20 protein-coding genes and 1 tRNA gene are annotated in these 24,258 nt (G+C 68.0%); 9 read left to right on the top strand and 12 right to left on the bottom strand.

Annotated elements, in window-relative coordinates; genetic code table 11:
* Positions 1 to 113: 113 nt before the first annotated feature.
* The 4 genes from C0R46_RS01870 to otnC all read left to right on the top strand — a co-directional run bounded on the left by C0R46_RS01870 (position 114) and on the right by otnC (position 3,215).
* Positions 114 to 204, top strand: a tRNA-Ser gene (locus C0R46_RS01870).
* A gap of 337 nt (positions 205 to 541) precedes the next feature.
* Positions 542 to 1,009 carry a DUF1810 domain-containing protein gene (locus C0R46_RS01865; protein WP_102958564.1) on the top strand — a complete coding sequence of 156 codons (468 nt, stop codon included), beginning with the start codon at positions 542 to 544 and terminating at the stop codon, positions 1,007 to 1,009.
* Positions 1,010 to 1,291: 282 nt separating this feature from the next.
* Complete coding sequence (gene otnK / locus C0R46_RS01860; RefSeq protein ID WP_102957875.1) at positions 1,292 to 2,563, top strand: 3-oxo-tetronate kinase; 1,272 nt, start codon at positions 1,292 to 1,294, stop codon at positions 2,561 to 2,563.
* Position 2,564: 1 nt separating this feature from the next.
* Positions 2,565 to 3,215, top strand: a complete 651-nt coding sequence (otnC, locus tag C0R46_RS01855; RefSeq protein ID WP_102957874.1) for a 3-oxo-tetronate 4-phosphate decarboxylase — start codon at positions 2,565 to 2,567, stop codon at positions 3,213 to 3,215.
* Between the two features lie 36 nt (positions 3,216 to 3,251).
* On the opposite strand, the gene C0R46_RS01850 is transcribed toward otnC, so the two are convergent.
* Positions 3,252 to 4,568, bottom strand: coding sequence for a four-carbon acid sugar kinase family protein (locus tag C0R46_RS01850; RefSeq protein WP_102957873.1), 1,317 nt, complete (start codon positions 4,566 to 4,568; stop codon positions 3,252 to 3,254).
* A 43-nt stretch (positions 4,569 to 4,611) separates the two neighbouring features.
* Positions 4,612 to 5,886 carry a 3-oxo-isoapionate-4-phosphate decarboxylase OiaX gene (gene oiaX / locus C0R46_RS01845; protein ID WP_102957872.1) on the bottom strand — a complete coding sequence of 425 codons (1,275 nt, stop codon included), beginning with the start codon at positions 5,884 to 5,886 and terminating at the stop codon, positions 4,612 to 4,614.
* 192 nt (positions 5,887 to 6,078) lie between these two features.
* Here oiaX and C0R46_RS01840 point away from each other — a divergent pair, with 192 nt between their 5' ends.
* Positions 6,079 to 6,723, top strand: coding sequence for a transcriptional regulator NanR (locus C0R46_RS01840; RefSeq protein WP_245413424.1), 645 nt, complete (start codon positions 6,079 to 6,081; stop codon positions 6,721 to 6,723).
* A 23-nt stretch (positions 6,724 to 6,746) separates the two neighbouring features.
* On the opposite strand, the gene apnL is transcribed toward C0R46_RS01840, so the two are convergent.
* The 10 genes from apnL to C0R46_RS01790 all read right to left on the bottom strand — a co-directional run bounded on the left by apnL (position 6,747) and on the right by C0R46_RS01790 (position 17,630).
* On the bottom strand, positions 6,747 to 8,675 hold the full coding sequence (apnL, locus tag C0R46_RS01835; protein WP_102957871.1) for a D-apionate lactonase: 1,929 nt from the start codon (positions 8,673 to 8,675) through the stop codon (positions 6,747 to 6,749).
* A gap of 1 nt (position 8,676) precedes the next feature.
* On the bottom strand, positions 8,677 to 9,705 hold the full coding sequence (locus C0R46_RS01830) for a Gfo/Idh/MocA family protein (protein WP_102957870.1): 1,029 nt from the start codon (positions 9,703 to 9,705) through the stop codon (positions 8,677 to 8,679).
* A 70-nt stretch (positions 9,706 to 9,775) separates the two neighbouring features.
* Positions 9,776 to 10,603, bottom strand: coding sequence for a phosphogluconate dehydrogenase C-terminal domain-containing protein (locus C0R46_RS01825; RefSeq protein WP_102957869.1), 828 nt, complete (start codon positions 10,601 to 10,603; stop codon positions 9,776 to 9,778).
* 40 nt (positions 10,604 to 10,643) lie between these two features.
* Entirely contained in the window at positions 10,644 to 11,711 is a 1,068-nt protein-coding gene (locus tag C0R46_RS01820) for an ABC transporter permease (protein ID WP_102957868.1), read from the bottom strand.
* On the bottom strand, positions 11,708 to 13,270 hold the full coding sequence (locus C0R46_RS01815) for a sugar ABC transporter ATP-binding protein (RefSeq protein ID WP_102957867.1): 1,563 nt from the start codon (positions 13,268 to 13,270) through the stop codon (positions 11,708 to 11,710). Before C0R46_RS01815 ends, C0R46_RS01820 begins: the two co-directional genes overlap by 4 nt.
* A complete protein-coding gene (locus C0R46_RS01810) occupies positions 13,267 to 13,917 on the bottom strand; it encodes a DUF2291 family protein (RefSeq protein WP_102957866.1) in 651 nt (216 codons plus the stop codon). Before C0R46_RS01810 ends, C0R46_RS01815 begins: the two co-directional genes overlap by 4 nt.
* A gap of 92 nt (positions 13,918 to 14,009) precedes the next feature.
* Positions 14,010 to 14,933: a D-ribose ABC transporter substrate-binding protein gene (locus C0R46_RS01805; protein WP_245413423.1), complete on the bottom strand. Its 924-nt coding sequence runs from the start codon at positions 14,931 to 14,933 to the stop codon at positions 14,010 to 14,012.
* A gap of 208 nt (positions 14,934 to 15,141) precedes the next feature.
* Positions 15,142 to 15,417: a hypothetical protein gene (locus C0R46_RS01800; RefSeq protein WP_102957864.1), complete on the bottom strand. Its 276-nt coding sequence runs from the start codon at positions 15,415 to 15,417 to the stop codon at positions 15,142 to 15,144.
* A 246-nt stretch (positions 15,418 to 15,663) separates the two neighbouring features.
* Positions 15,664 to 16,905, bottom strand: coding sequence for an ATP-binding protein (locus C0R46_RS01795; protein WP_102957863.1), 1,242 nt, complete (start codon positions 16,903 to 16,905; stop codon positions 15,664 to 15,666).
* Positions 16,902 to 17,630: a response regulator transcription factor gene (locus C0R46_RS01790; RefSeq protein ID WP_102957862.1), complete on the bottom strand. Its 729-nt coding sequence runs from the start codon at positions 17,628 to 17,630 to the stop codon at positions 16,902 to 16,904. Before C0R46_RS01790 ends, C0R46_RS01795 begins: the two co-directional genes overlap by 4 nt.
* Before the next feature lie 222 nt (positions 17,631 to 17,852).
* Between C0R46_RS01790 and C0R46_RS01785 the strand changes: the two genes are divergently transcribed.
* The 4 genes from C0R46_RS01785 (at position 17,853) to C0R46_RS01770 (ending at position 24,258) form a co-directional block, all read left to right on the top strand.
* Positions 17,853 to 18,743, top strand: a complete 891-nt coding sequence (locus C0R46_RS01785; protein WP_102957861.1) for a hypothetical protein — start codon at positions 17,853 to 17,855, stop codon at positions 18,741 to 18,743.
* Between the two features lie 65 nt (positions 18,744 to 18,808).
* Positions 18,809 to 19,936: an efflux RND transporter periplasmic adaptor subunit gene (locus C0R46_RS01780; RefSeq protein ID WP_102957860.1), complete on the top strand. Its 1,128-nt coding sequence runs from the start codon at positions 18,809 to 18,811 to the stop codon at positions 19,934 to 19,936.
* Entirely contained in the window at positions 19,933 to 23,049 is a 3,117-nt protein-coding gene (locus C0R46_RS01775; RefSeq protein WP_102957859.1) for an efflux RND transporter permease subunit, read from the top strand. The genes C0R46_RS01780 and C0R46_RS01775 overlap by 4 nt, the downstream gene beginning before the upstream one ends.
* A gap of 294 nt (positions 23,050 to 23,343) precedes the next feature.
* On the top strand, positions 23,344 to 24,258 hold the full coding sequence (locus C0R46_RS01770; protein ID WP_102957858.1) for an ABC transporter permease subunit: 915 nt from the start codon (positions 23,344 to 23,346) through the stop codon (positions 24,256 to 24,258).

The raw sequence follows: 24,258 nt of genomic DNA, 5'->3' as shown, positions 1-24,258 counted from the left end.
CGGCCGTGCCTCGACGCGGCTTCTCACATCAGCTTGTACGAAGCGTGCCTACGGCACTGCGCCCGTGCAAATGGCCTTGAAATATGGGGATCATCTGGTACGAGAGGCGCACCGGAGAGGTGGCCGAGTGGTCGAAGGCGCTCCCCTGCTAAGGGAGTATACGTCAAAAGCGTATCGTGGGTTCGAATCCCATCCTCTCCGCCACCGAATCTTTGATCTCCCGACATAATCGAGACATCAGACCGTCGCCCCGATCCGCAGCCGTAACTACGGCATGGGTGAGAGACGCGTCACAGGCATCAGCAGGCGGGCATTCCTACCGCAGCAGGATCAGCGACGATCCGCCTCCGGCAGCCTCCGTGACGAGGCTGAGGCGCCAAGAATGGCGACTCGAGCAGCGTTCGGCGCTGCGAAGTCGCTCATCATCATCAACTCGATAGCTCTGCAGCAGCGAACTTCGCCGCGACCGCCGCGTTGGAAGGAGGCGTGCGATGACTTCCACTTCGCGTTCGAGCCGCCCCTCAGCCACGGAGCCGACATCATGGACGATCCCTTCAACCTCCGCCGTTTCGTGGAGGCGCAGGAGCCAGTCTTCGCATCGGTGCTCGCCGAGCTGCGGCGCGGCCGCAAGGCCAGCCACTGGATGTGGTTCGTCTTCCCGCAATTCGTCGGGCTCGGCCGCAGCCCGACATCGCGCCACTTCGCGATCGAATCGCTGGCGGAGGCGCGGGCTTATCTCGCCCATCCAGTCCTCGGCCCGAGGCTTCGCGAGGCCACCGAGCTCGTCAATGCTGTCGGCGGCCGCTCGGCGCTCGACATCTTCGGCTCGCCGGACGATCTCAAATTCCGCTCCAGCATGACGCTGTTTTCCGAAGCCGCCGGCGCGGACGGCACGGTGTTCCGCACCGCGCTCGACCGCTATTATGACGGCGATCCCGACCCGGCGACGCTGACGGAGATCCAGCGCCGCGGCCAGGGTGCGGGCGCGTCCTCGACCTCCGTTCCATAGGCTCACGCCCGGCTGCGGCTCCGGCCTGTCCGCTATCCCCTGAACTGCGAGGCGCAAGCCCTGATCCTTTTCTGCCGATGCGGTGGCAGGGTAAGGCCATTCGAATGGCATGCCCGATCGCCGGCGTAGTCCGGCTGCCGACCATACGGCCCCGAATGTCGGGGCCGACGGCGCCGTGGAGCTCATCAGGCGCCGCGTCGCAAAAATCTCTGACAGACGTCCTTTCGATGCTAAACGGACGCACCGGCATGACCGGCCGGCCGTGACAAAAGGACAAGCGCAGTGCCACTTCTCGGATGCATCGCCGACGATTTCACCGGAGCGACCGACCTCGCCTCCACTCTCGTTGCCGGGGGCATGCGCACACAGCAGGTGATCGGCGTGCCGAACGGCACGATCGCGCCCGATGCCGATGCGGTGGTGGTAGCGCTGAAGAGCCGCAGCAATCCGGTCGATGACGCCGTCGCGCAGTCGCTCGCCGCGCTGGAGGCGCTGCGCGCCGCGGGCTGCCAGCGCTTCTTCTTCAAATACTGCTCGACCTTCGATTCCACCGACAAGGGCAATATCGGACCCGTGGCCGAAGCGCTGATGGACGCGCTTGGAACACGCTTCACCATCGCCTGCCCGGCCTTTCCGGAGAACGGCCGCACCGTCTTCTTCGGTCACCTCTTCGTCGGCGACCGGCTGCTCAGCGAATCCGGCATGCGCCACCATCCGGTGACGCCGATGCACGATCCCGATCTCGTCCGCGTCCTGTCCCGCCAGACCAGCCGCGGCGTCGGCCTCATCGACTATCGCAGCGTGCGCGCCGGCGCGGACGCCGTCCGCAGCCGCGCTGCGGCGCTGGAAGCCGCCGGCACGGCCTTCGCCATCGCCGACGCGACCGATGATGCGGACCTGCGCACGCTCGGCACTGCCTTGAGCGATCGCCCTCTCCTCACCGGCGGCTCCGGCCTGGCGCTCGGCCTGCCCGCCGCCTATCGCGACGCCGGCCTTCTCGCCAACCGCGACGATGCGGCGGCGCTCGCCTTCCCCGGCGGCATCGGTGTCGTTCTCTCCGGAAGCTGCTCGCAGGCGACAAACGGCCAGGTGGCGCGCTGGCTCGGTGCCGGCCGCCCGGCCTACCGTCTGGAGCCGCAGGCGCTGGCCTCCGGCGCCCCGGTCGTGGAGGAGGCGCTTGCCTGCTTCGACGGCGCCTCGCAGCCCGTTCTCATCTACGCCACCGACACGCCGGAGGGCGTAGCGAACGCCCAGGCACAGCTCGGACAGGAGCAAAGCGGCGCGCTGGTTGAAAAGGCGCTCGCCACGATCGCCCAGCGGCTCCTCGACAAGGGCGTGCGCAACTTCGTTGTCGCGGGCGGCGAGACGTCCGGCGCGGTCGTCTCGGCGCTCGGCGTCTCCAGCCTCAGGATCGGCGCACCGATCGATCCGGGTGTGCCCTGGACGACCGCGCCGGCGGCCGACGGCAGCACCGTCGCGCTGGCACTGAAGTCCGGCAACTTCGGCGCGCCGGACTTCTTCGACAAGGCACTGCGCATCGCCGGGGTCGCCTGAGATGGCGCTGAGCGAGGAATCGCGCCTGCGCGAGGAGATCACGGCGCTCGGGCGCTCGCTGTTCGACCGCGGGCTGACGGCCGGCTCCAGCGGCAATATCAGCGTGGCGCTATCCGACGGCGGCTGGCTGATGACGCCGACCAACGCCTCGCTCGGCCGGCTCGATCCGGCGCGGATCTCGCGGCTGGCTGCGGACGGGACGCTCGTCTCCGGCGACAAGCCGACCAAGGAAATCCCGCTGCACCGGGCGATCTACGAGGTGCGCGGGCAGGCGCGGGCGATCGTCCACCTTCATTCGCACTATTCGGTAGCGGTATCGGTGCTGCGCGATGTCGATCCGGCCAGCGTGCTCCCGCCGATCACCCCCTATTCGGTGATGCGCGTCGGGCGGCTGCCTCTGGTGCCCTATTTCCGGCCGGGCGATCCGCGCGTTGCTGCCGCGATCAGCGACCTTGCCACGACGCATGCGGCGGTGCTGCTCGCCAATCACGGGCCTGTCGTCTCCGGCGACTCGCTGGAAGCCGCCGTTTACGCCGTGGAGGAGCTGGAGGCGACGGCGCGGCTGTTCCTCGACCTTAAAGGCCATGCCTGCCGCACGCTGGACGAGCCGCAGATCGAGGATTTGCGCCAGCATTTCGGCGCCGAGTGGTGAGGCGCCGGCGCGCCTGACCGCCCGATCCGGACGGGCTCAGCCCTGCGGGTCGCGAATGCGCAGGAAATAGTCCTCGTTGCCGACCTGCCCGCCCTTGAAGGCGATCTCCAGCCCGTCGAAAGCCGGATCGTCGCTATGGGCAAGCGCCAGCGGCGAGCCCGGCGTCTGGCTGAAGGGCTGGCGGATCGTCAGCGCATAGATGCCGAGCTCGCGCAGAGCGTGGCTGGACGTATCGCCCCCGGCGACCACCGCACGCTTCAGACTCGCCTGCCGCACCATCCGCGCCTGCAGGCGGCCGAGACCGCGCCCGATGGCGTGGCGCGCGCCGGGCTTGTCGTCGAGCTCGGCCCCGAGATCGGTCTCCGGTCCCATGGCGGTGTGGAGGATGACGCTGCGTCCATCGGCGAGTTCGCTTTCCGCGCGCCGCAGCACGGTCTCGACCGCCGCCTCGTCGCCGTCGACGAGAATGCGTGGATCGAGCGGAATGGCGGTGAAGCCGTTCGCGGTGGCGAAGCGGATCTGCCGCTCGGTGGTCGGCGAGCAGCTGCCGGAAACGACGGCAATGCGATCCTCCGCCTGCACCGGCTGGAACGTCGCGGGCTCCAGCCCCCGGGTCTCGGCCAGCGCGTATTCGACGCCGGAGGAGCCGACGACGAAGCGGCTTCCTTTCGCCCGCAGCCGCTGCAGCTGGCGCCCGGCCTCAGCCTGGCTGGCGAGGTCGGCGACGTCGATCAGGATACCGCCGGCGCCCGTGGCGAGAGCCACATCCACCGCAGCGTCCGGATCCTGCCCCTGCAGGGACGGCAGGTCGACCAGCGCGATCGGAAGATCGGTCTGCTCGGCCAGATGCAGGCGCAGGTCCGCTTCGTGCATCGGCGTCACCGGGTGGCGGCTCATCACGGGATGACGATCGATGCGGAAGGTCTCGCCGCGGAAGGCGGCGAAGAGGTTACCGCACAGCGTATAGCGCTTCAGCTGCGGGGCGCCGACGACGATCGGCACCGGCGCATCACCGAAGGCGGCGCGGCCGAGCTCCATGGCCTTGCCAATGGAACCGACGGTTGCACTGGAATCGAAGGTCGAGCAGACCTTGTAGTGGCAGAACGCGGCCTCCTGGGCCGCCAGCCAGGCGAAGACCGGCGCCAGTTCCGTCTCCATCCAAGCTGGCGTCTCGCTGCGGCTGGTGCCCGCGATGCCGATCGCGCGCATGCCGCGGAAGCGGTCGCGCTGCTGAAGCGTCGGCACCTGCGTGAACAGGACGGTCGGCACGCCGCGCAGCGACAGCGCTTCCATGACGTCGGTCGAGCCGGTGAGATCGTCGCCGTAGTAGGCGAGGAGAAGGGTGTCGCTCATCTAAGGTCTCTGTCTGATCCAGTGCCCGGGCGACGTTCGGCGTTCATGCGCCTTCGCCGCCGCCGAACGTCTCGATGGAGCGGGCAAGCTCGGGGTGGTCGCGGGCATAGTCGTCGAGCGCGATACCGGCGACCGCCGCGTCCCAAGCCTGGCGCACCGCCCTCACCCCGGCGGCCGGGCCATCCGGATGGCTGACGACGCCGCCGCCGCAGAGATAGAGGTGGTCGATCGAGCCGCCGGTCGCTGCATAGGTGTCGGGCGCCTGCCCGCCCCATTGGCCGGAGCAGACCACCGGCAGCGGCCGGTCGCTGTCCGAAAAGATCGGCCTTTGCAGCGCATGGAAGGAGCGGACGAAGGACTCGTCCGGCTCCCAGTATTTGGCGCGGATGCCGTTGATCTGGAACTGGTCGATGCCGAGCAGGCGCCAGAACATCTCGTAGACGGAAAAGTCCATCCCAAGCGCGGCGTTGCGGGTGAGGATGTCCCAGCCGTTGCGATGGGCATGGAGCGCCAGGCGCGAGCGCTTGCGCAGAAAGGCGAGTCCGCCCATGCCGACGGAATTGATGTTGATGACAGCGGCATTGCCGCCGGCATCGGCCACGATGTCGTGGTTGCGCAGCATCGTGTCCGGATCGGCCGCGGAGATGCCGAAGGCGTACATCACCTTGCGACCCGTCCGCTGCTCGGCATCGAGGATGATCGGCATGATCGCCCTCACCCGGTCCTCCAGGCTCGAATAGGCCGGGCTCATCAGCTTTTCGTCGTCCTTGATGAAGTCGACGCCGGCCTCCACCAGTTCCTTGACCATGGCGGCGGTCTCATGCGGGCGCAGGCCGAGCGCCGGCTTGACGATGGTGCCGATGATCGGTCGGTCGTAAACGCCAGAAAGGCGGCGCGAGCCCTCGATGCCGAACTGCGGGCCCGGATGGGCGCCGGCGAAGGAGGCCGGGAGCTTCAAGCGGGTGACGCGGATACCGCTGAACTCCTTGATCGAGTAGACGCCGCCGATGGCGATCGTCATCAGTGCGGCGAGATCGGTGCCGACCGCCTCGACGGGAAAGGCGATATCCGCTTCGGCGCGGCGGAAGGTGGAGATCTCTGCTAATCCGGGATGCGAGCGGCCGAAGCCGGGCTCGTCGACGGAGGGGAGCGGACGCACCGCCAGGACCTGCGCGGCCACGCGCGCCTTCAGCTCGGGCGTCTCGCCGGGGAGCGCGACGAAGGTCCCTGTGGACTGGTCGCTGGCGATCTTCACGGCAACCTTTTCGGGATCGCCGGCTGTCTCAAGCCGATATGTAACGATGATGCTTTCGGCCATGGTGACGTCCGCTCTGGAAGCAGTCCCGCCTCCCAACTGGTATAATCAGTATACGTGGTGAACTGTGATGACAACGGCGGCAGCCGGCTCTATCGTGCCGCCTGCTTGCTTGTGAGATCGCCCGTGCCGCTGCCGTCCCAGCCCATCATCCGACGCAAATTGTCCACCGAAGTCTTCGACCGGCTGAAGGCGATGATCACCCTCGGCGAGCTGAAGCCGGGCGACCAGATGCCGTCCGAGCGCGAGCTGATGGAGCAGTTTGGCGTCGGCCGCCCGGCTATCCGAGAGGCGATGCAGGCGCTCAGCAACATCGGGCTCTTGACCATCACCCATGGCGAGCGTGCCAAGGTGTTGCAGCTGTCGCCGCGCTCGCTGATCGGCCAGGTCGATACGGTCGCCGAGATCATGCTCTCGACCTCCCCCGACGCGCTCAGCCACCTCAAGGACGCCCGCGCCTTCTTCGAACGCGGCATCATCCGCCAGGCCGCCGAACGCGCGACGGCCGCCGACCTCCAAGCTCTGTGGGATCTCGTCGCCCTGCAGCGCGAGGCGCTCGGCAATGCCGAGGCCTTCATCGCTGCCGACATGCGCTTCCACACCCGCATCGCCGCGATTTCCGGCAACCCGATCTTCGAGGCCGTGTCCGAAGCGATGCTCGGCTGGCTGAAGCAGTACCATACCGACCTCCTGATCTGGAGCGGCAAGGAGAAGCTGACCCTTGCCGAGCATGGCGAGATCGTCGGGGCAATCGAGAGCGGCGATCCGGTGGCGGCCGAGCAGGCGATGGAACGGCATCTCGCCCGCTCCGCCGCGCTCTACGTGCACCAGGCCGGCTAGAGCATCAAAGCCGCCGGCAGACATCAGCCCGCCTGCTCCATCCGCGCGACGGCGTAAGCCGGCAGCTCCAGCCTCGAGCCAATTGGATCGGCAGCCGGCATGTCACCGGCTGACGCCGCGTCGAAGGTCGAGACATCGAGGCGGCTCATCGCCCAGGCGCCGTCCGGCAGCCGCAGTCCAACCGGCGCCGCCGTCAGGTTGGCGAGCCAGAGCTCCGTCGCTCCATTCGCCCGTGCAAAGGCGAAGCCGTCGATGCGGCGTCGGTCGCTCGACGTGACGCTCGTCCGGTTCGCTCCGGACGCCGCCGCGAGGGCGCGGGCGACATGATAGGCCGGAACGACGGCTGCCTCCCCCGCGTAGAGCCCCCGCGGTCCCGCCATCGCCGCGCCCGTCCACGACTGCGGGCCGTCCGGCTCGAGCCGCGCCGCGTAACCGACGAGCCAGGCGGCGGCGAAAAGGCCGCGTTGGCGCGGATCGTCGTCGGCCATGGCGATGCGACGCCCGTCCGGGTTCGGCATGGTGCGCGAACCATAGGGGTTCTGCCGCATGCCGACCGTGGTCGGGCCGAGATGATAGGGCTTGTCGCCGATGATCGCCCGCGCCGAGCGGGTGATGAAGGGAATCGCTTCCAGCGTCTGCATGACGCTTTGATCATCCGCCGCATGGACGATCGGGCAGGTCGCGTGGGTGACGTAGCCGAGCGGCTCCAGCGGCGGACGCTTGCGGTTCAGCTCGGTGAAGTAGCTGAACATGCCGCCGCCAAGCTCGACACCCGGAAAGGCCGCGCGGGCGGCCGCATAGACCGTCTCCAGCGGCGGACAGGCCGGCCATTGGCTGCCGGGTGGCGTCGACTGGCGATCGACGGAGGGTCCGACCGTCACCGCATCGAGACGCAGGCCGGCCGAGCGCACTGCGGCCGCAGCTGCCGCCAGCTCCTCGTCGGGATCACCGAGGCCCGGGACGACACATTCCAGCATCGTCCGCACGCCCGGCAAGAGCGCCTGAATGGCAGCGAAAGCCTTCAGCTCCGCCGCACCGTGGCCGGCAAGCGGATCGTAGTGGAAGAGCAGATGCCGCGGCGCCAAACGCTGCAGCGGCTGCGGATGCTTAAGGATCGCGGCCGCATCCTCCGGCGCGACCAGAACGCCGAAGTCGGGCATCGTGCCCGCCGCCGCGCCGAGGCCGATCTCGACCGCTGCGTCGCTTCGACCTGATGTGGCGGCCGGTGCAGAGACCGGTGCGGCCGTGCCGCTGCCCTGAAGTTCCAGCGTCACCGTCTGCCGGTTCGTCTCGCCGCCCGGCAGGCTGTAAGGCCAAGGGCGCGCGAGCGGGCGCACATAAGTCTTGTAGGAGGCGTCCGACCAGGCGCGCTGGTCCTCCATCTCGAAGACGTCGCCATCCATGCGGCAGAGCGCGACGATGCCCGGCGCTGCCTCGTGGCCGAGCGCGGCGATGTCCTTGAAGGGCTGCCAGGGTTCGATCAGATCGGGGAAGACGGTCTGCTCCACCGTACCGTCGCCGTGCTCCACCGAGACCGGCCGGCCGGCGACGCCCTCGATCGGGTGCAGGATGCAGAAGCCGCAGCGGTTGGTCTCGAAGTCGCCGCCTTCGGGCATCGCCGCGACATCGAAGACGAGCCGGCCTGATGCTTCGCCCTTGATGGTCGCCGCATAGCCCAGCCGCACGCCGCCCGGCGACACGCAGGATGCGCGATAGCGCACGGTGAAGCCGTCATCGCTCTCGTCGACAGAGAGATCGGCAATATCGGGATCGTAGGTGCCCCAGTCGCGGTCGCGCACGATGTAGCCGACCGCGCGGATTACCTCCGTGCCGGCATAGCGGATGGAGCGAAGATTGCCGGCGATCAGATTGCAGGTCAGCGCGCCCGCTTTCAGGCGCCGCCCGGCCGCGGGAGGCTCATCGGTCCCGTAAAGGCGGACGCGGTCGTCCATGTCAGAGGCTCTCCAGCGGCACGGTCTGCCCCGTCGCGGCGCTCTGATAGGCACCCTCCACCAGCGCTAGCGTCTTCAGGTTGTCGGCGCCGGAGGTCTGCGGCTCGCAGCCTTCGCGCAGGCATGCCGCCCAGTGCTTCTGGATCGCCGCGACGCTTTCCTGGATGTTGTGCCAGGGCCGCTCGGCCCAGGGCAGCAGCGTGGGCGAAACGTCCTCGTGGCGCGTGCCCTCGCCTGTCGTCACCACCAGGCGGTAGCCGGCGCCGAGGCGCAGGGACCCCTCGCTGCCATCGATCTCGACCAGCGTCTGGGGGAACAGCTCCTCCTCCAGGCGCGTCGCATAGGAGCAGTCGACGATGCTGGCGAGGCCGTCCGCATGGTCGAGCAGCATGGTCGCGACGTCCTCGCCGCGAATGCGCGGATTGACGCGGGTCGTGCGCGCGGTGATCGCCGAGGCGTCGCCGAAGAGGAAGCGGGCGATGTCCAGCGCGTGGATGCCGAGATCCTCGATGATGAAGCGTTCGCCCTCGGCGAGGTAAGGCTGGCCGGCATAGACGTCGTAAGCCGAGCGAAACGACACACGGCCGAAGAAGGGCGTGCCGATCTCGCCGCTGTCGAGCACCGCCTTCACCGCCTGGATCGGCGTCTGCCAGCGGAAGTTCTCATGCACCATCAGCGGCACGCCGGCGGTCTTCGCGCCGTCGACCATCGCGCGGGCGTCTGCGAGGTTTTCCGCAAACGGCTTCTGGCAGATCACCGGAATGCGGTGGCGCAGCGCCAGCTCGACCAGCGGACGATGGCTGCGAACCGTCGTCGCGATATCGACGAAGTCCGGCTTGATCTCGGCCAGCATGCGTTCGGCGTCGCCGTAGCGCGCCTCGATCCCGAACGAGTCGCCGACGGCGTCCAGCCGCGCCGGGTCGAGATCGCAGATCGCGGCGATCGTCACGCCCTCCGCATCCCGCCAGCCATGCATCTGGTTGACCGCGAAGAAGCCGCAGCCGATCAGCGCGCCCCGGAGTTCAGCCATGCCCCATCCCCTCCATGCCAGTGCGCGGGACAGGACGTGAACCGCCCTGCCCGGCCGCGCAGATCTTGTCTCAGGTGATGCGCTGGATCGAGGCGGCGAGTTCGTCCGGCTCGAAGACGCGCTTCCAGTCGTCGCGCATCAGCATCGGCTTGCCGAACTCGATCGCCTTGTTGCAGGCGTCGGAGAAGACGCCCGGCGTCTCCTCGAAAATGACCGAGCCGAGGACGTTCATGTGGCCGAGCAGGAAGTCGCGCGCGGCCTCCTTGGGAACGCCGCGGCGCACCACCTCGTCCATCGCCTCGCGCATGACGACGAGGAGGCTGGCGCAGACGGTTTCGGACAGGCCGGGCTCCAAGAGCGCCATCTGCTCGACGGTGACGCGGTGCGAACGCATCACCGGCGCCCAGATCACCTTGGCGACCTCTTCGCCCAGCGCGTAGTGCTCGTCCGGGCCCTGCATCAGGGCCGAGGTGATGTGCTGCTTGGCGGCGATGCCGCCGAAGAAGTCGCGCTTGGCCTTCGGGTCGGTCTCGTCGTTGAAGATCGGCGGATGGCAGGGATGGGTGACGAAGTAGGTCAGGTCTGGACGATCCGGCAGGTGACCGGCAAAGGGCGCCGCCGCGTCGAGGATCACGACGATGGTGCCCGCCTTCAGCTTCGGCTCGATGCTGGCCGCGACCTTGCGGATGGCGGTATCGGGCACGGCGAGAACCACAACTTCGGCACCATCCAGCGCCTCGTCCTCGGACACGCAGTCGAAGCCGAGCCCCTCTTTCAGCCGGTCGCGGCCGGTCTGGCTCAGCTCGACATGGCGCACGTCGAAGCGCGAGCCCCTGAAGTTGCTGGCGAGACGGTAGCCCATCTTTCCGCCGGCACCGAACAATGCGACAGCCGTCATGGCAGCCTTCCTTTCATGCTGAGTGGACAGGCACCCCGGCTCAGCGGCCGAGGGCAGCCTGGCGCTGCAGCGCGATCTTCTGCTGCAGACGCTGTTGGAACTGGTCGACGACGACGGCCGCGATGATCACGAGCCCCTTGATCACCGTCTGCCAGAAGGAGGAAACGCCCATCATCACGAGGCCGTCGGACAGGATGCCGATGACGAAGGCGCCGACGATGGTGCCGCCGATCTTGCCGCGCCCGCCGGACATGGAGGTGCCGCCGAGCACCGCCGCGGCGATGGCGTTCAGCTCGAAGGTCTCGCCGGTGGCGGGATGGGAGGCGACGAGCTGCGAGGCGATGATCAGCCCGACGATCGCCGCGCAGAAGCCGGAGAACATGTAGACGAACATCTTGGTCCGGTTGACCTTGATGCCGGACAGCGCCGCGGCGCGCTCGTTGCCACCGACCGCATAGATGTAGCGGCCGAGCGGGGTGCGGCTGGCCAGATAGGCGGCGCCGAGGCCGACGACGATCAGCGTCCAGATCGAGACGGGCACGCCGAGGAACGAGCCCGCGCCGATCAGCGGGAAGCTCGCGGTTCCCCATTCGGCGCTGCCGCGCAGGTTCGGGAAGGTCGCGCCGTCTGACGAGAGCAGCGCCATGCCGCGGGCGACGTAGAGCGTGCCGAGCGTCGCGATGAAGGGCGCGACGTTGAGACGGGTGATCAGGATGCCGTTGACGAAGCCGACCGCGATGCCGACGAGAAGCGTGATGAGGACGATCTCGGCCGTGTTGAAGAAGACAGTGTAGCCGACAAGGTCGATCGCGACGCCGTTCAGCACGAGATAGCCGGCGACCATGCCGCAGAGGCCGACGATCGAGCCGACGGACAGATCGATGCCGCCGGTGATGATGACGAAGGTCATGCCGATCGCCAGGAAGGCGTTCAGCGCGACGTGCTCCGACATGATGATCAGGTTGGCCGTCGACAGGAAGTTCGGAGCTGCGGCCGAGAAGAACAGCACCACCGCGATCAGCGCGATGAAGGTGCGGGCCTTTAGGATGAGAAGCGGGATGGACAGGTCGCGCGCCGGAGCGCGGTCGCTGATGGCGTTCGCCGTCATAGGACGAGCTCCTTGTTCTGTTCGGTGGCGGCGCGGTGGCGGCCGCTGCCGTCCGGGGCGGAGAGCGCGACCACCCGCTCTTCGGTGGCGTCCTTGCGCTCCATCTCGCCGGTGATGCGGCCATTGGCCATGACGATGATGCGATCCGACAGCTCCATGACCTCGTCGAGGTCGGAGGTGACGAAGAGGATGCCGAGCCCCTCGGCGGCGAGCTGGCGCATGACGCGGAAGACCTCGGCCTTGGCGCCGATGTCGATACCACGGCTCGGCTCGTCCATCAGGAGTACCTTCGGGCCGGTCATCAGCGCCTTGCCGATGACGATCTTCTGCTGGTTGCCGCCGGAGAGCGAAGAGACGGGGTTGTCGAGGCCGGCGACCTTGACCGCCAGGCGCTTGACGTAGGACGCTACCGTCTCGCGCTCGCGGTTGACGTCGAGATGCACCTTGGCGCGGGTGAAGGCGGTAAGGCTCGACATCGCCATGTTCTCGGTGACCGAGAGGATCTGGACGAGGCCTTCCGCCTTGCGGTCCTCCGGGATCAGCGCGATGCCGCGCTTGATGCGGCCGTGGATGGAGCGCTCGGCCAGCTCCGCGCCGTCAAGCGTCACGCGACCCTTGGCACCCGGCTGGCGCCCCATGATGCAGTCGAAGAGCTCCGAGCGCCCTGCTCCCATCAGTCCGTAGATGCCGACGATCTCGCCGGCCCTGAGCGACAGCGAGACGTGGTCGACGGCAAAGCCGCCGCCCTTGCGCGGCAGCGTCATGTCGGCGACCGACAGGATCTCGCGGCCGAACTCGTGATGGATGGTCTTGGCGAAATCCTTGGAGGCCGAGCCGATCATCGCGCGCACGATCCACGGCACGTCGACCTGCGCCATCTCCTGCGAGCCGGTGATGCGGCCATCGCGCAGGACGGTGATGTAGTCGCCGATGCGCACCAGCTCCTCGAGCCGGTGCGAGATGTAGACGATCGCGACGCCCTGGCTCTTCAATTCGCCGATGACGCGAAAGAGGATATCGACCTCGGCAGCGGACAATGCGGAGGTCGGCTCGTCCATGATCAGAATGCGGGCATCCTGCGACAGGACCTTGGCGATCTCGACGATCTGCTGCTCGCCGATCCTGAGGTCGCCGACCTTGGCATCCGGCGGATTGTCGTGCTCCAGCCGCTCCATCAGGCGGCGGGCGGCCTCGTTCTGGGCACCCGCATCGATGTCGACGCCGAGGCGGGTCTTCTCGCGGCCGATGAAGATATTCTCGGCGATCGTCATGTTCGGGAACAGGTTGAGTTCCTGGAAGACGATGCCGATGCCGTGCCGCGCCGCCTCGGCGGTGCCGGACAGCGTCACCGGCTCGCCGCGCAGGAGGACCTGCCCCTCGGTCGGCTGCTCGACGCCGGCGATGATCTTCATCAGCGTCGACTTGCCGGCGCCATTCTCGCCGACGAGGACGTTGACGGCGCCGGCTCGCACGTCGAAGTCGACGCCCTTCAAAGCCTGCGTGCCCGGATAGACCTTGGTCGCGCCGCGGACGGAGAGGACGATCTCGTGCCCGCTCACGACTGCGGCGCCTCGACGCGCAGCGTGACCGGCGTGAACAGGAGCTTTTCGCTGGCCGAGCGGAGCGTGAAGACGCCGGCCGCCTCGATCCTGCGGCCGACGAGAGCGTCGCGCGGCAGGTTCTTCAGCACCTTCTCGTAGGTGGCCGTGTTGAAGCTCTTGGCGACATCGGCGAATTCGATCTGGTTCTTCACCTGCGTGAAGGACACGAAGGGCAGCGCGTCCCGGATGGAGGTGCCCTTGATGACGGGGCCGAGCTGGACCGTGACATCGGGCTTGCCGTCGCCATCGATGTCGACATCGGCGGTCGCGGCGCGCGACTGGGTGTTGGCGGCCGTCACCGTACCGGACAGGCGGGTGACGAAGTTCCAGGGCGCGCCCTCGCCGGCCTCGCGGTAGCCGTATTTCGCGCCGGCCTCGTTGAGGTTCGCCTTGGCGGCGGCAGCGACATCCGCGAAGGGCGCTGCCTTTTCCTCGACATAAGGGACGACCTTGCCGTCCCAGAGGCCCGCCGCATTGGCGGCCGCCGTGGGCTTGGCGTCAGCCTCGGCGCGCGCCGCCAGCTCTTGCGTCTTGATGATCTTGCAGCCCGCGACGCCCGCCAGAAGGGCGGCGAAAAGGCATGGGATAAGCGCGACCCGCGTCATGCCGGCCCTCCGCTACGATCGAGAGAGATGCGGCGCCCGCCTCTGTGGGCGCCGCGAGAGTGGCGAGCGGCGCGAGGCGCCGCCCGGACGCCTCAGTCCTTCAGTGCGAAGGTCTCGAGCTTGTCGGCATTGTCCGCATTGATGAGGACGCAGTCCATCAGCTGCTTCTCCTCGACGCCGGTCTTGCCAGTGTCGAGATACTGCTTGGCCTGCTCGACCGCGAGCTGCGCCTGACGATAGGCCGGCTGCAGGACGGTGGCCTTGATGCCGCCCTTCTTGATGGAGTCGCGCACGTCGTTCGAGCCGTCGAAGCCGACGACGATGACGTCGGTGCGGCCGGCCGCCTCGAGCGCCGCCCAGGCGCCCATCGCCATGGTGTCGTTGCCGGAGATGACGCCCTTGATCTCGGGATTGGCCTGCAGGATCGTCTGCATCTTCTCGAAGGCTTCGGTCTGGCTCCAGTTGGCCGACTGCTTGGCCACCAGCTTCAGGTCCGGATACTGGTCGATCACGTCATGGTAGCCGCCGGAGCGGATGCCGGCATTGGTGTCCGCCTCGCGGCCGACGAGCTCGGCATACGGCCCCTTCTCGCCCATCAGCTTGACGAACTCCTCGGCACCCAGCTGAGCGCCCTGATAATTGTTCGACACGATCTGCGAGACAGCGACGCCGGTCTCATTGATCTCGCGGTCGATCAGGAAGGACGGGATCTTGGCGTCCTTGGCCTTCTGCACGGCGGCCGTCGTGGCAGCAGCACCGGCATTGTCGAGGATGATCGCCTTGGCGCCGCGAGCGATCGCGGTATCGAAGAGCTGGCTCTGCTTGTTGGCGTCGTCGTCATGGACGAGCACGAGGGTCTCGAAGCCGAGCTCCTTCGCCTTGGCTGCTGCGCCTTCGGCTTCGGCCTTGAAGAACGGGTTGTCGTGGCTCGGCGTGATGATGGCGATCAGGTCGGCCGCAGTGGCCGCTGCCATGGATCCAAGCGAGAAGACGGCGGCCGCAACCGTCGTCAGCATCAGTTTCTTCAGCATTCGGATTGCCTCCCGAGCAATTTGATCGCGAGACCATCGGCGCGGCCTTACCGCCGCGCCGGCTCGAGAAGCACTCCTGGCGCTCGTCGACGTCCCACCTCCGCCCTCCCGGCGGATGCGAACGAATTGCATGGAGTCATCTGCTCGTCAACTGGTATGACGAGGTGACGGCCGGAAGCCGCGTGGCCTGCCGTCAGGGGATTGTGGAAGCAGGCGCCACCTGCGCCTGAAGGTCCTCGTCGGCGGGCTGCAGCGGCGTATCGGTTTCGCTTTCCGCAAACTCCATCATCACCCCGAGCTCGGAACAGGCCGCTACGATCAGCCGCTCGATCATCGGCTCGACACTGCCGGCGCGGTCCTGGTGCGCGCCGGCGATCTGGCGGGCGAGCTGGTTGACGGCGACAACGGCACGGCGGCTCCGAGCCTCTTCAACGGCGGTGCGCACCATTTGGCGGATGGGATGGGTCATGCTGAAAGTCCTAGATCATGCTTGCCTGAAGACGCCTCGAGCATTTGTCCGATGCGTCCGGCAGCGCGCACTAACCCAGGCTGGCGATCCCGCAAAACGGTATATTTTGACCTCCGGGGTCTTGAACGCCGTAAGCCGCTGATCTCGAAACGTTCTCCTGCCATCGAGCCGTAGCTGCGGCAGCTCGACGCAGCTCGACGGCATCGGACCATCGGCGCGCCGATGATTCGTCCGGCGGCGGCGGTCTCAGTGCAGCGGCAGGCGCACCTCCTGCCTCAGGCCGCCGGTTGGCCGGTTCGCGATGTGGATGCTGCCGCCGTTGCGCTCGATGATCTCGCGGGCGATGGCAAGGCCGAGCCCGGCGCCCGGCATCGACTTGCGGCGGGCGGGATCGACCCGGAAGAACGGCTCGAACACGCGGCCGATCAGCTCCGCCGGGATGCCGGGACCGTCATCATCGAGCGCCAGCAGCGCCTCCTCCCCGTCCCGCTTCACGGTGATCCTGCCGCCGCCGCCGTGCCGCGCGGCGTTTTCCGCCAGGTTACGCAAAGCGCGCTTGATCGCCAGCGGCTGCACGAAGACCTCGACGTCATCGACTGCGCCGAGCTCGATCGCCTGATCGGTTTCGCGCAGCTCCCGCGCCACGGCCGTGACGATCTCCTTCAGGCGCACGGGCTCGCGCTGGGCCGCATCCACCTCCTCGCGCACCAGCCGAATGGCGCTGTCGGCGATCTCGTCGAGCTCCTGGAGGTCGTTCAGCCAGATTTCCCGCTCGTCGTCGGGCAGGAATTCGGCGCGCAGCCGCATGCGGGTCATCGGCGTGCGCAGGTCGTGACCGGCCGCGGCGACCAGGCGCATACGGCTCTCCGTCGCGCTCTTCAGGCGCACCGACAACGCGTTCAGGGCGCGGGCCGTCACACGCACTTCGGCCGGACCCGTTTCGCTCAGCGGCTCCAGAGTGCCATCCGGGCGGACCGCGCCCACCGCATCCTCCAGCATCCGCAGCGGACGGGCGATCTTGGCTGCCGCAAACAGCGATACCGCGACGGCGCCCAGGATGACGAAGAAGAGGTAGCGCAGCAGCGCCGGCAGCGGCGATGGCGGCTCGCTCGGGAAGGACAGATAGGCCCAGCGCCCATCGGCCAGCTGGAAGGCGAGCTGCCGCGTCCGGCCGCCGGTGTCGGAGACAACGAGGCCGGCCGTCGGCGAGCCGAGGCCGGCGAGCTCGCGGTTGAGGCGGCGCGAAGGTCCCTCGAGCACTTGGCTGTCCTGCGGCTTTTCGCCGACGGTGAGCCCTGCTGCACGCGCCGCCTCAACCGAGCCGCCAAGCAGGCGCGAGATCACGGAGACCTGCTGGGCGAAGGAGCGCTCGAAGCTGCCGTCGCGCCGCCGGTCGGAGAGCTGGAAGGTGATGAAGGAGGCAATCACCACCACGCCGACGATGGCGCTGACCAGCAGCAGCGCGAAGCGGTTGCGCAACGAGGTCATGGCGCAATCCGCTCGACGCGGGCGGCGAACTGGTAGCCGCCGTTGCGCACCGTCTTGAACAGGCGGAACACGCCACTGTCGCCAAACTTGCGGCGCAGCCGGCTCATGGTGACGTCGATGGTGCGGTCGAACGGGTCGGCGGTGCGGCCGTGCAGGAGGTCGAGCAGCACGTCGCGCGACAAAACCCGCCCCGGCCGGTCGAGAAAGATCTGCAGGAGATCGAACTCGGCTCCGGTGAGGTCCAGCTCGCCGCCATCCGGCTTCGTCACGCGCCGGGCCACGGCATCGGCGGAGAAGCCGTCGAAGCGGTAGCTCGCTGCCGGGACCGGTCCGGCCTCGGCCGGGCGATCGCCGCCGCCGCGCCGCAGCACCGCGCGGATGCGCGCCGCCAACTCGCGAGGATTGAAGGGCTTGCCGAGGTAGTCGTCGGCGCCGAGCTCCAGCCCAATGATGCGATCGACGTCCTCCTTCAGGGCGGTGAGGAGGATGATCGCGAGATCCGGCCGCCGGTCCTTCAGATCGCGGCAAAGATCGAGTCCGGACCCGTCCGGCAGCATCACGTCGAGCACCACGAGATCCACCTCGGCGTCCCCAACGCGCTGCTCGCATTCGCGGCGGCTGCCGGCCAGCACCGTCTGGAAGCCCTGGCCCTCGAGATACTTGCCGAGAAGGCGCCGGATCTCGAGATCGTCGTCCACCACGAGAACTCTGGTCCGTCGTTCCATCACCGTCACCTGTTACGCTGTCCGAACCGTTGTAGACCGCCGCGAGGCCGCGGCAGACGGCAATTTTGTTGCGAAGCGTTGCGCCCCGCATCTGCAAATGGCTGGGCCGACAGCCGCTTGCCGCGGGCCAGTTACGTTTCGAAACATATCGACATTGCGGGCCCATAGTTCCCGCACATCCGATGCGTATGTTCGCCCCATCGCAATGCGAAGGAGAACATCATGCGTCTTGTCAGCAAAGCTCTAGCAACGGCTCTCGCGATCGGCATCAGCCTGCCCGCCATCGCCATCGCACAGGGAACACCCGGCCGCGACACGCCGCCTCCCCCGCCGCCGGCGGCACGCGACAATGGGCCGGCCGACGCCGAACGCGGTCCCGGAGGCCATGGCGGCCCGCGCTGGGGCGATCACCGCTGGGTCGGCAAGCATGGCCGCGACCGCGGTCCGGGCCGTCTCTGGGACATGGCCGGCAAGCTGGCGGCAGCGGAAGTGGCGCTCGGCATCACCGACCAGCAGAAGGATGCCTGGCGCGGCTTCACCTCGGCCTTCATCGCCTTTGCCGAAGCGGGCCGACCCGGCTTCGACGGCACCCTGACACCGCCGGCTCCGGCCGGAGACGATGCGGCGCGGGCGGACGACGAGGCGGCGGCTGCCGATCCGGCCGACGACGAGGCCTCCGCTTCCGATGGGCAGGACGATCGTGCGGCGGACGATGCCGATGATCTGCGGGACGACGAGCGGGATGCCGCCCGCTCCGACGATGCCCGCACCCTCGAGGACCTGCGCGGCGTCCGCATGCTCAACCGGATGATCGACCGCAAGCTCGACCAGGCCGAAGCGGCGACGCGGCTGCGCACGGCCGTCAACACTCTGTCCGGCGTCCTGACGCCTGAGCAGGTGGCGATCGCCGATCGGCTTCTGAAGGAGCTGCGGCCGCATCGCGGCTGGCGGCACGGCGGCCCGCGCGGCGGCTGGCATGGTTGGCACCATGGACGCGACCGCGGCAACTGGCGCGGCGACGACAAGCGCTGGGAGCCTCGGCCCGATTTCCGCCGCGATGGTGGTTCGAACGTCAATTCACCGCGCGACCCGGCACCCGCCTCCGCGCAGTGAATGATGGCCGGGGCGCCCGTGCTGTCCCCCGACTGGCGCCCCGGCACTCACTATATTCAACGTCGATGACACACCCACTCCGATCTTTCCTCCTCTTCGCCGCCGCCGCCCTGCCCCTCTGCCTGGCGGCCGGGGCCGACCACGCATGGGCGCAAGCCACGCCCGCAGCTGCCGCCGCGCCGTCCAGGCCCAGCCTCACCGTGACGACGGACCCGGTTCGCCGCGAGACGGTGACGACGAGCGTCGGTGGAACCGGCCTTGTCCAGGCGCAGCGGGAGGTTACCGTGAGTTCGCAGTCCGGCGGGCTTCTCCTCACCGAGGTGTCGGTGCGGGAAGGTGAGCGCGTGTCCGCCGGTCAGGTCATCGCGCGCCTCGACGGTTCGCTGCTCGAGGCGCAGATCGCCCAGCAGGATGCGACGATCGCCAGCGCCGAGGCGACGCTCGCCTCAGCCATCTCCGCCAATCAGCGCGGCCAGCGCCTCGCCGGCAGCGGCTCGCTGTCCAAGGAAACCGCTGAAGAGCGCGAGACCGCCGTCAAGACGGCGCGCGCCGCCCTGGCCCAGGCGCAGGCCGGCCGCGAGACGCTGCGCGTCCAGCTCGACCGGACCATCATCAAGGCGCCTTTTGCCGGCATCGTCTCGTCGCGTCCGGCCGTGCCCGGCACGATCGTTCAGACCGGCGGCGAGATCCTGCGCCTTCAGGAGAACGGCGCGCTGGAAGCGCAGGTCGAGATCGCCGAGCAGCACCTGTCGAAGATCGGCATCGGGGATCAGGCGACGATCACCGGCCCGGGCGGGCAAACCTTCACAGCCGAGGTCAGCGGCCTGCCCGAGACGGTCGACAGCACGACCCACCTCGGGACGGTCGACCTTGCCATCCCTGCCGGCACCGCGCTGAAGGCCGGGATGTTCGTGCGAGCCGCGATCGCGGCCGGCGGCACCGAGCAGCTGACCGTGGCGCAGGAGGCGTTGACCTGGCGCGATGGCCGCACAGCGGTCTTCACCGTATCGACCGGCGACCGCGTCGCGCTGAAGCCCGTCGAAGCGGGGTTGCGGCAGGAGGGCCGGGTGGCCATCGCCGGCGATGTTGCCGAGGGTGAGCGCGTCGTCACCAGCGGCGCCGGCTTCTTGAGCGACGGCAATACGGTGCGGGTCGTCACGCGGGACGCGGTGTCCGCCGCGAGCGACCGATGAACAACATCTCGGCCTGGTCGATCCGCCACCCGCTGCCGACGATCGTTCTCTTCCTGACGCTCGCCTTTGCCGGTGCCTGGGGCTTCAACCAGCTGCGCGTCAACAACATGCCGGACATCGACTTCCCGATGGTGACGGTCATCGTGCCGCAGACCGGCGCGGCGCCGACCGAGATCGAGACGCAAGTCACCGACATCATCGAGAATGCGGTCTCCACGCTGTCCGGGGTCGAAAGCGTCCGCTCGACGATAAGCGAAGGCTCCTCGGTCACCTCGATCGAGTTCCAGCTCGACACCGACCTGATGGAAGCAACCGACGACGTGCGCAACGCTGTCTCCGGCGTCGAGAGCGAGCTGCCGGAAGCGGCGGACACGCCGATCATCGCCCGCGTCAATTCCGGCGACTTCTCCATCCTGACCTATGTCGTGGATGCCCCGTCGATGAGCCCGGATGAGCTTTCCTGGTACATCGACAACGACGTCTCCAAGCGGCTGCTCGCCGTCGACGGCGTTTCGAAGATCACCCGCTCCGGCGGCGTCAGCCGCGCCATCCTCGTCAAGCTCGATCCGGACCGGCTGAACGCCCTTGGGGTCACCGTCGCCGACATCAGCAGGGCACTCGCCGCGCAGAACGTCAACCAGTCGGGCGGGCGCACGGTGCTCGGCTCCAGCGAGCAGTCCGTACGCACCCTTGGGCGCGTCAACAGCATCGCCGAACTCAGCGCGACGCCGATACCCGTCGGCTCCGGCCGGATGATGCGCCTCGACGATTTCGGCACGATTGTCGACGGCTGGGAGGAGCCGCGCAATCGCGCCAGGCTGAACGGCGAAGAGGTGGTCGCTTTCTCCGTCTTCAGCGCCAAGGGTTCGAGCCAGATCGCCGTGACGGATGCCGTCCGGGACACCGTCGCATCGCTGGACAAGGCCGCGCCGCAAGCCTCCTTCACCGAGGTCGATTCCTCCTCCACCTTCGTGCAGGAGAGCTATGACGCGGCGATCGAGGCGCTCTGGCTCGGCGCCCTGCTCGCCGTGGTCGTGGTGTTTCTGTTCCTGCGCGACATCAGGGCGACGCTCGTGGCGGCCACCGCGCTGCCGATGTCGCTGATCCCGACCTTCGCCGTCATGGCGTGGCTGGACATGTCGCTGAACAACATCACCCTGCTGGCGCTGTCGCTCGTCGTCGGCATCCTCGTCGATGACGCCATTGTCGAGATCGAGAACATCGTCCGGCACATGCGGGTGAGCGGCAAGAGCGCCTACGATGCCGCGATGGAAGCCGCTGATGAAATCGGCCTTGCCGTTGTCGCGACTACCGCCACGATCGTCGCCGTCTTCGTGCCGGTCGCCTTCATGCCGGGCATACCGGGGAAGTTCTTCGTCAGCTTCGCCGTCGCGGTCTGCGTTTCCGTGCTGTTCTCGCTGCTGGTCGCGCGCACGCTGACGCCGCTGATGGGGGCTTTCTTCGTCAAGGCCGGCGGCACCGACCACGCAGAGGATACGCCGCGCTGGGTCGGGCCCTATCTCGCGCTGTTGCGCCAGGCCCTGCGCTTCCGCTGGATCACGGTGATCGCCGGCATCGTCTTCTTCGTCGCCTCCATCTACCTCGCTTTGCAGCTGCCGACCGAGTTCATGACCGCGTCGGATCGCGGGCGCGCCATCGCCACGGTCGAGCTGCAGCCGGGCTCGACGCTGGCCGAGACCGACGCCGTGGTGAAGGCCGTCAGCCAGCGCCTGCAGGCTGAGACCGAGGTCGCCAGCGTCTTCGCATCCATCGGCGACAGCACCGAGGGCGGCGGCAACGGCCCGCAGCGCTCGCGCACCGTCGCGGTCACCTCCGCGACCGTCACGGCCAACCTCAAGCCGCGCGGCGAGCGAGAGGCCAGCCAACAGGAATTCGAGAAGCGCGTCTCGACGCTCTTCGACGACATCCCGGGCGCCCGCATCCAGTTCGGCGCCGACGGGCAGTCGGGCTCGAAGATCACTGTGACGCTCGCCGGGGCCGACAGCGAGAAGCTGGCCGACACGGCGAACCGGCTGGTGAGCGAGATGCGCGGCGTGCCGGGACTGCTCAACCCGCTGTCGGACGCCGCCGCCGCCAAGCCCGAACTCATCGTCAAGCCGGATAAGGAGCGGATGGCGAGCATCGGCGTCACCTCGGCGCAGGTCGCGCAACTGCTCAGCGTCTCGACGCTCGGCGACGCCGACAGCGCGCTTGCCAAATACAGCCTCGGCGACCGGCAGGTCTATGTGATCCCGACGCTCACCGACGAGGCGCGCGGCGACCTCGACCGCATCCGGACGCTGAAGGTAAAGGGCACGGTCGCGATGGTGCCGCTCGACGCGATCGCGAGCTTCGAATTCGGCGCCGGCCCCACCAGCATCACGCACTACGACAACGAGCGCACCGTCAGCGTCGAGGCGGAGCTGTCCGGCATCACGCTTGGCGAGGCCCGTGCCGCTGTCGCTGCCCTGCCGGTGATGAAGTCGCTGCCGGCCGGCATCGGCGAGCGGGCGCAGGGCGACGCCAAGCGCATGAACGAGATGTTCAACGGCTTTGCCGTGGCGATGGCGACCGGCGTCCTCCTGATGTTCGCGACGCTGGCGCTGCTCTTCAACAGCTTCCTGCAGCCGGTCACCATCCTGACCGCCCTGCCGCTGTCGATCGGCGGCGCCTTCGGCTTCCTGTATGTCACGGGTGCTTCCGTGGCGATTTCGGTGCTGATCGGCGTGCTCTTGCTGATGGGCATCGCGGCGAAGAACTCGATCCTCCTCGTCGAATATGCCATCGTGGCACGACGGAATGGCACTGAGCGGACCACCGCCCTCCTCGACGCGGCCCGCAAGCGCGCCCGGCCGATCGTGATGACCTCGATCGCCATGGCGGCCGGTATGGCGCCGATCGCGCTCGGCATCGGCGCCGATGCGGAGACGCGGGCGCCGATGGCGCTCGCGGTGATCGGCGGGCTCGTCTCCTCGACCGTCCTCAGCCTCGTCTACGTGCCGGCCGTCTACACCGTCGTCGACGACCTGGAACGCGTCCTCGGCCGCTGGCTGTCCAAGCTGCTGCCGCGGCAGGAGGCGGGCTCGAAGGCGGCGCCCAAGCAGCCCGCCTGATTCTGCCGACCGCCTGATTCCAAGGCGAAAGCTCCGAGGAGCGATACAAGCCGGCCTTGATGCGTCGCCTGCTGCGGCACGATGCCTCGCCCGGTGGTGACCATAAGATGATGCCCACGCAGCTCGGGTCGTCGCGGCGCAGCGAATGACATCGCCGCGCGCGTTTCTCCCCTGGTATAAGACATAGTGATGGCTTGCATAAGCGCGGCTGCTATGGAAAGCATCATGCCTGTTTGAATGGCTCGCGCCCTCCGGCGCTAGAGCCGCTCGGCAGGGCACCAGCACGGACGGTTCATGGAATATTTCCTGCAGCAGTTGATCAACGGCATCACGCTCGGCTCGATCTACGGCCTCATCGCCATCGGATATACGATGGTTTACGGCATCATCGGCATGATCAACTTCGCCCATGGCGAAATCTTCATGATCGGTTCCTTCATCGCGTTGACCGCCTTCCTGGCGCTCGCCGCACTCGGCATCACCTTCCTGCCACTGGTGCTTCTGATCATCCTCATCGTCGCGATGGTGTTCACCGCGCTGTGGGGCTGGTCGATCGAGCGCGTCGCCTACCGGCCGCTGCGGGGCTCCTTCCGCCTGGCGCCGCTGATCACCGCCATCGGCATGTCGATCTTCCTGCAGAACTTCGTGCAGGTCACGCAGGGCGCCCGCGTCAAGCCGCTGCCGCCGCAGGTCACCGGCGGCATAACGCTGATCGACCAGGGCGGGACGGTCGTGCAGATCTCCTACATGCAGCTCATCATCATCGCGACGACCACCGTGCTGATGATCGGCTTCTCCTTCCTCATCTCGCGGACCTCGCTCGGCCGCCAGCAGCGCGCCTGCGAGCAGGACCAGAAGATGGCCTCGCTGCTCGGGGTCAATGTCGACCGGACGATCTCGCTGACCTTCGTCATGGGCGCCTGCCTCGCGGCGGTCGCGGGGCTGATGTACCTTCTCTATTACGGCGTCATCGACTTCTACATCGGCTTCCTGGCCGGCGTGAAAGCCTTCACCGCAGCCGTTCTCGGCGGCATCGGATCGCTGCCGGGCGCCATGCTGGGCGGCCTTGCCATCGGCCTGATCGAGACCTTCTGGTCCGGCTATTTCTCGGTGGAATACAAGGACGTCGCGGCCTTCTCCATCCTGGTGATCGTGCTGATCTTCATGCCCTCCGGCCTGCTCGGCCGTCCGGAAGTCGAGAAGGTCTGA

The sequence above is a fragment of the Mangrovicella endophytica genome, from assembly GCF_002893625.1.
GTDB lineage: Bacteria > Pseudomonadota > Alphaproteobacteria > Rhizobiales > Rhizobiaceae > Mangrovicella > Mangrovicella endophytica.
This window is presented reverse-complemented; position numbering and strand designations above follow the sequence as displayed.

Bases quoted from the DNA above. Each gene is read 5' to 3' on its own strand.
- C0R46_RS01865 (WP_102958564.1), top strand. From the start codon at position 542: ATGGACGATCCCTTCAACCTCCGCCGTTTCGTGGAGGCGCAGGAGCCA.
- otnC (WP_102957874.1), top strand. From the start codon at position 2,565: ATGGCGCTGAGCGAGGAATCGCGCCTGCGCGAGGAGATCACGGCGCTC.
- C0R46_RS01850 (WP_102957873.1), bottom strand. From the start codon at position 4,568: ATGAGCGACACCCTTCTCCTCGCCTACTACGGCGACGATCTCACCGGC.
- oiaX (WP_102957872.1), bottom strand. From the start codon at position 5,886: ATGGCCGAAAGCATCATCGTTACATATCGGCTTGAGACAGCCGGCGAT.
- C0R46_RS01840 (WP_245413424.1), top strand. From the start codon at position 6,079: ATGATCACCCTCGGCGAGCTGAAGCCGGGCGACCAGATGCCGTCCGAG.
- apnL (WP_102957871.1), bottom strand. From the start codon at position 8,675: ATGGACGACCGCGTCCGCCTTTACGGGACCGATGAGCCTCCCGCGGCC.
- C0R46_RS01830 (WP_102957870.1), bottom strand. From the start codon at position 9,705: ATGGCTGAACTCCGGGGCGCGCTGATCGGCTGCGGCTTCTTCGCGGTC.
- C0R46_RS01825 (WP_102957869.1), bottom strand. From the start codon at position 10,603: ATGACGGCTGTCGCATTGTTCGGTGCCGGCGGAAAGATGGGCTACCGT.
- C0R46_RS01820 (WP_102957868.1), bottom strand. From the start codon at position 11,711: ATGACGGCGAACGCCATCAGCGACCGCGCTCCGGCGCGCGACCTGTCC.
- C0R46_RS01810 (WP_102957866.1), bottom strand. From the start codon at position 13,917: ATGACGCGGGTCGCGCTTATCCCATGCCTTTTCGCCGCCCTTCTGGCG.
- C0R46_RS01805 (WP_245413423.1), bottom strand. From the start codon at position 14,933: ATGCTGACGACGGTTGCGGCCGCCGTCTTCTCGCTTGGATCCATGGCA.
- C0R46_RS01800 (WP_102957864.1), bottom strand. From the start codon at position 15,417: ATGACCCATCCCATCCGCCAAATGGTGCGCACCGCCGTTGAAGAGGCT.
- C0R46_RS01795 (WP_102957863.1), bottom strand. From the start codon at position 16,905: ATGACCTCGTTGCGCAACCGCTTCGCGCTGCTGCTGGTCAGCGCCATC.
- C0R46_RS01790 (WP_102957862.1), bottom strand. From the start codon at position 17,630: ATGGAACGACGGACCAGAGTTCTCGTGGTGGACGACGATCTCGAGATC.
- C0R46_RS01785 (WP_102957861.1), top strand. From the start codon at position 17,853: ATGCGTCTTGTCAGCAAAGCTCTAGCAACGGCTCTCGCGATCGGCATC.
- C0R46_RS01780 (WP_102957860.1), top strand. From the start codon at position 18,809: ATGACACACCCACTCCGATCTTTCCTCCTCTTCGCCGCCGCCGCCCTG.
- C0R46_RS01775 (WP_102957859.1), top strand. From the start codon at position 19,933: ATGAACAACATCTCGGCCTGGTCGATCCGCCACCCGCTGCCGACGATC.
- C0R46_RS01770 (WP_102957858.1), top strand. From the start codon at position 23,344: ATGGAATATTTCCTGCAGCAGTTGATCAACGGCATCACGCTCGGCTCG.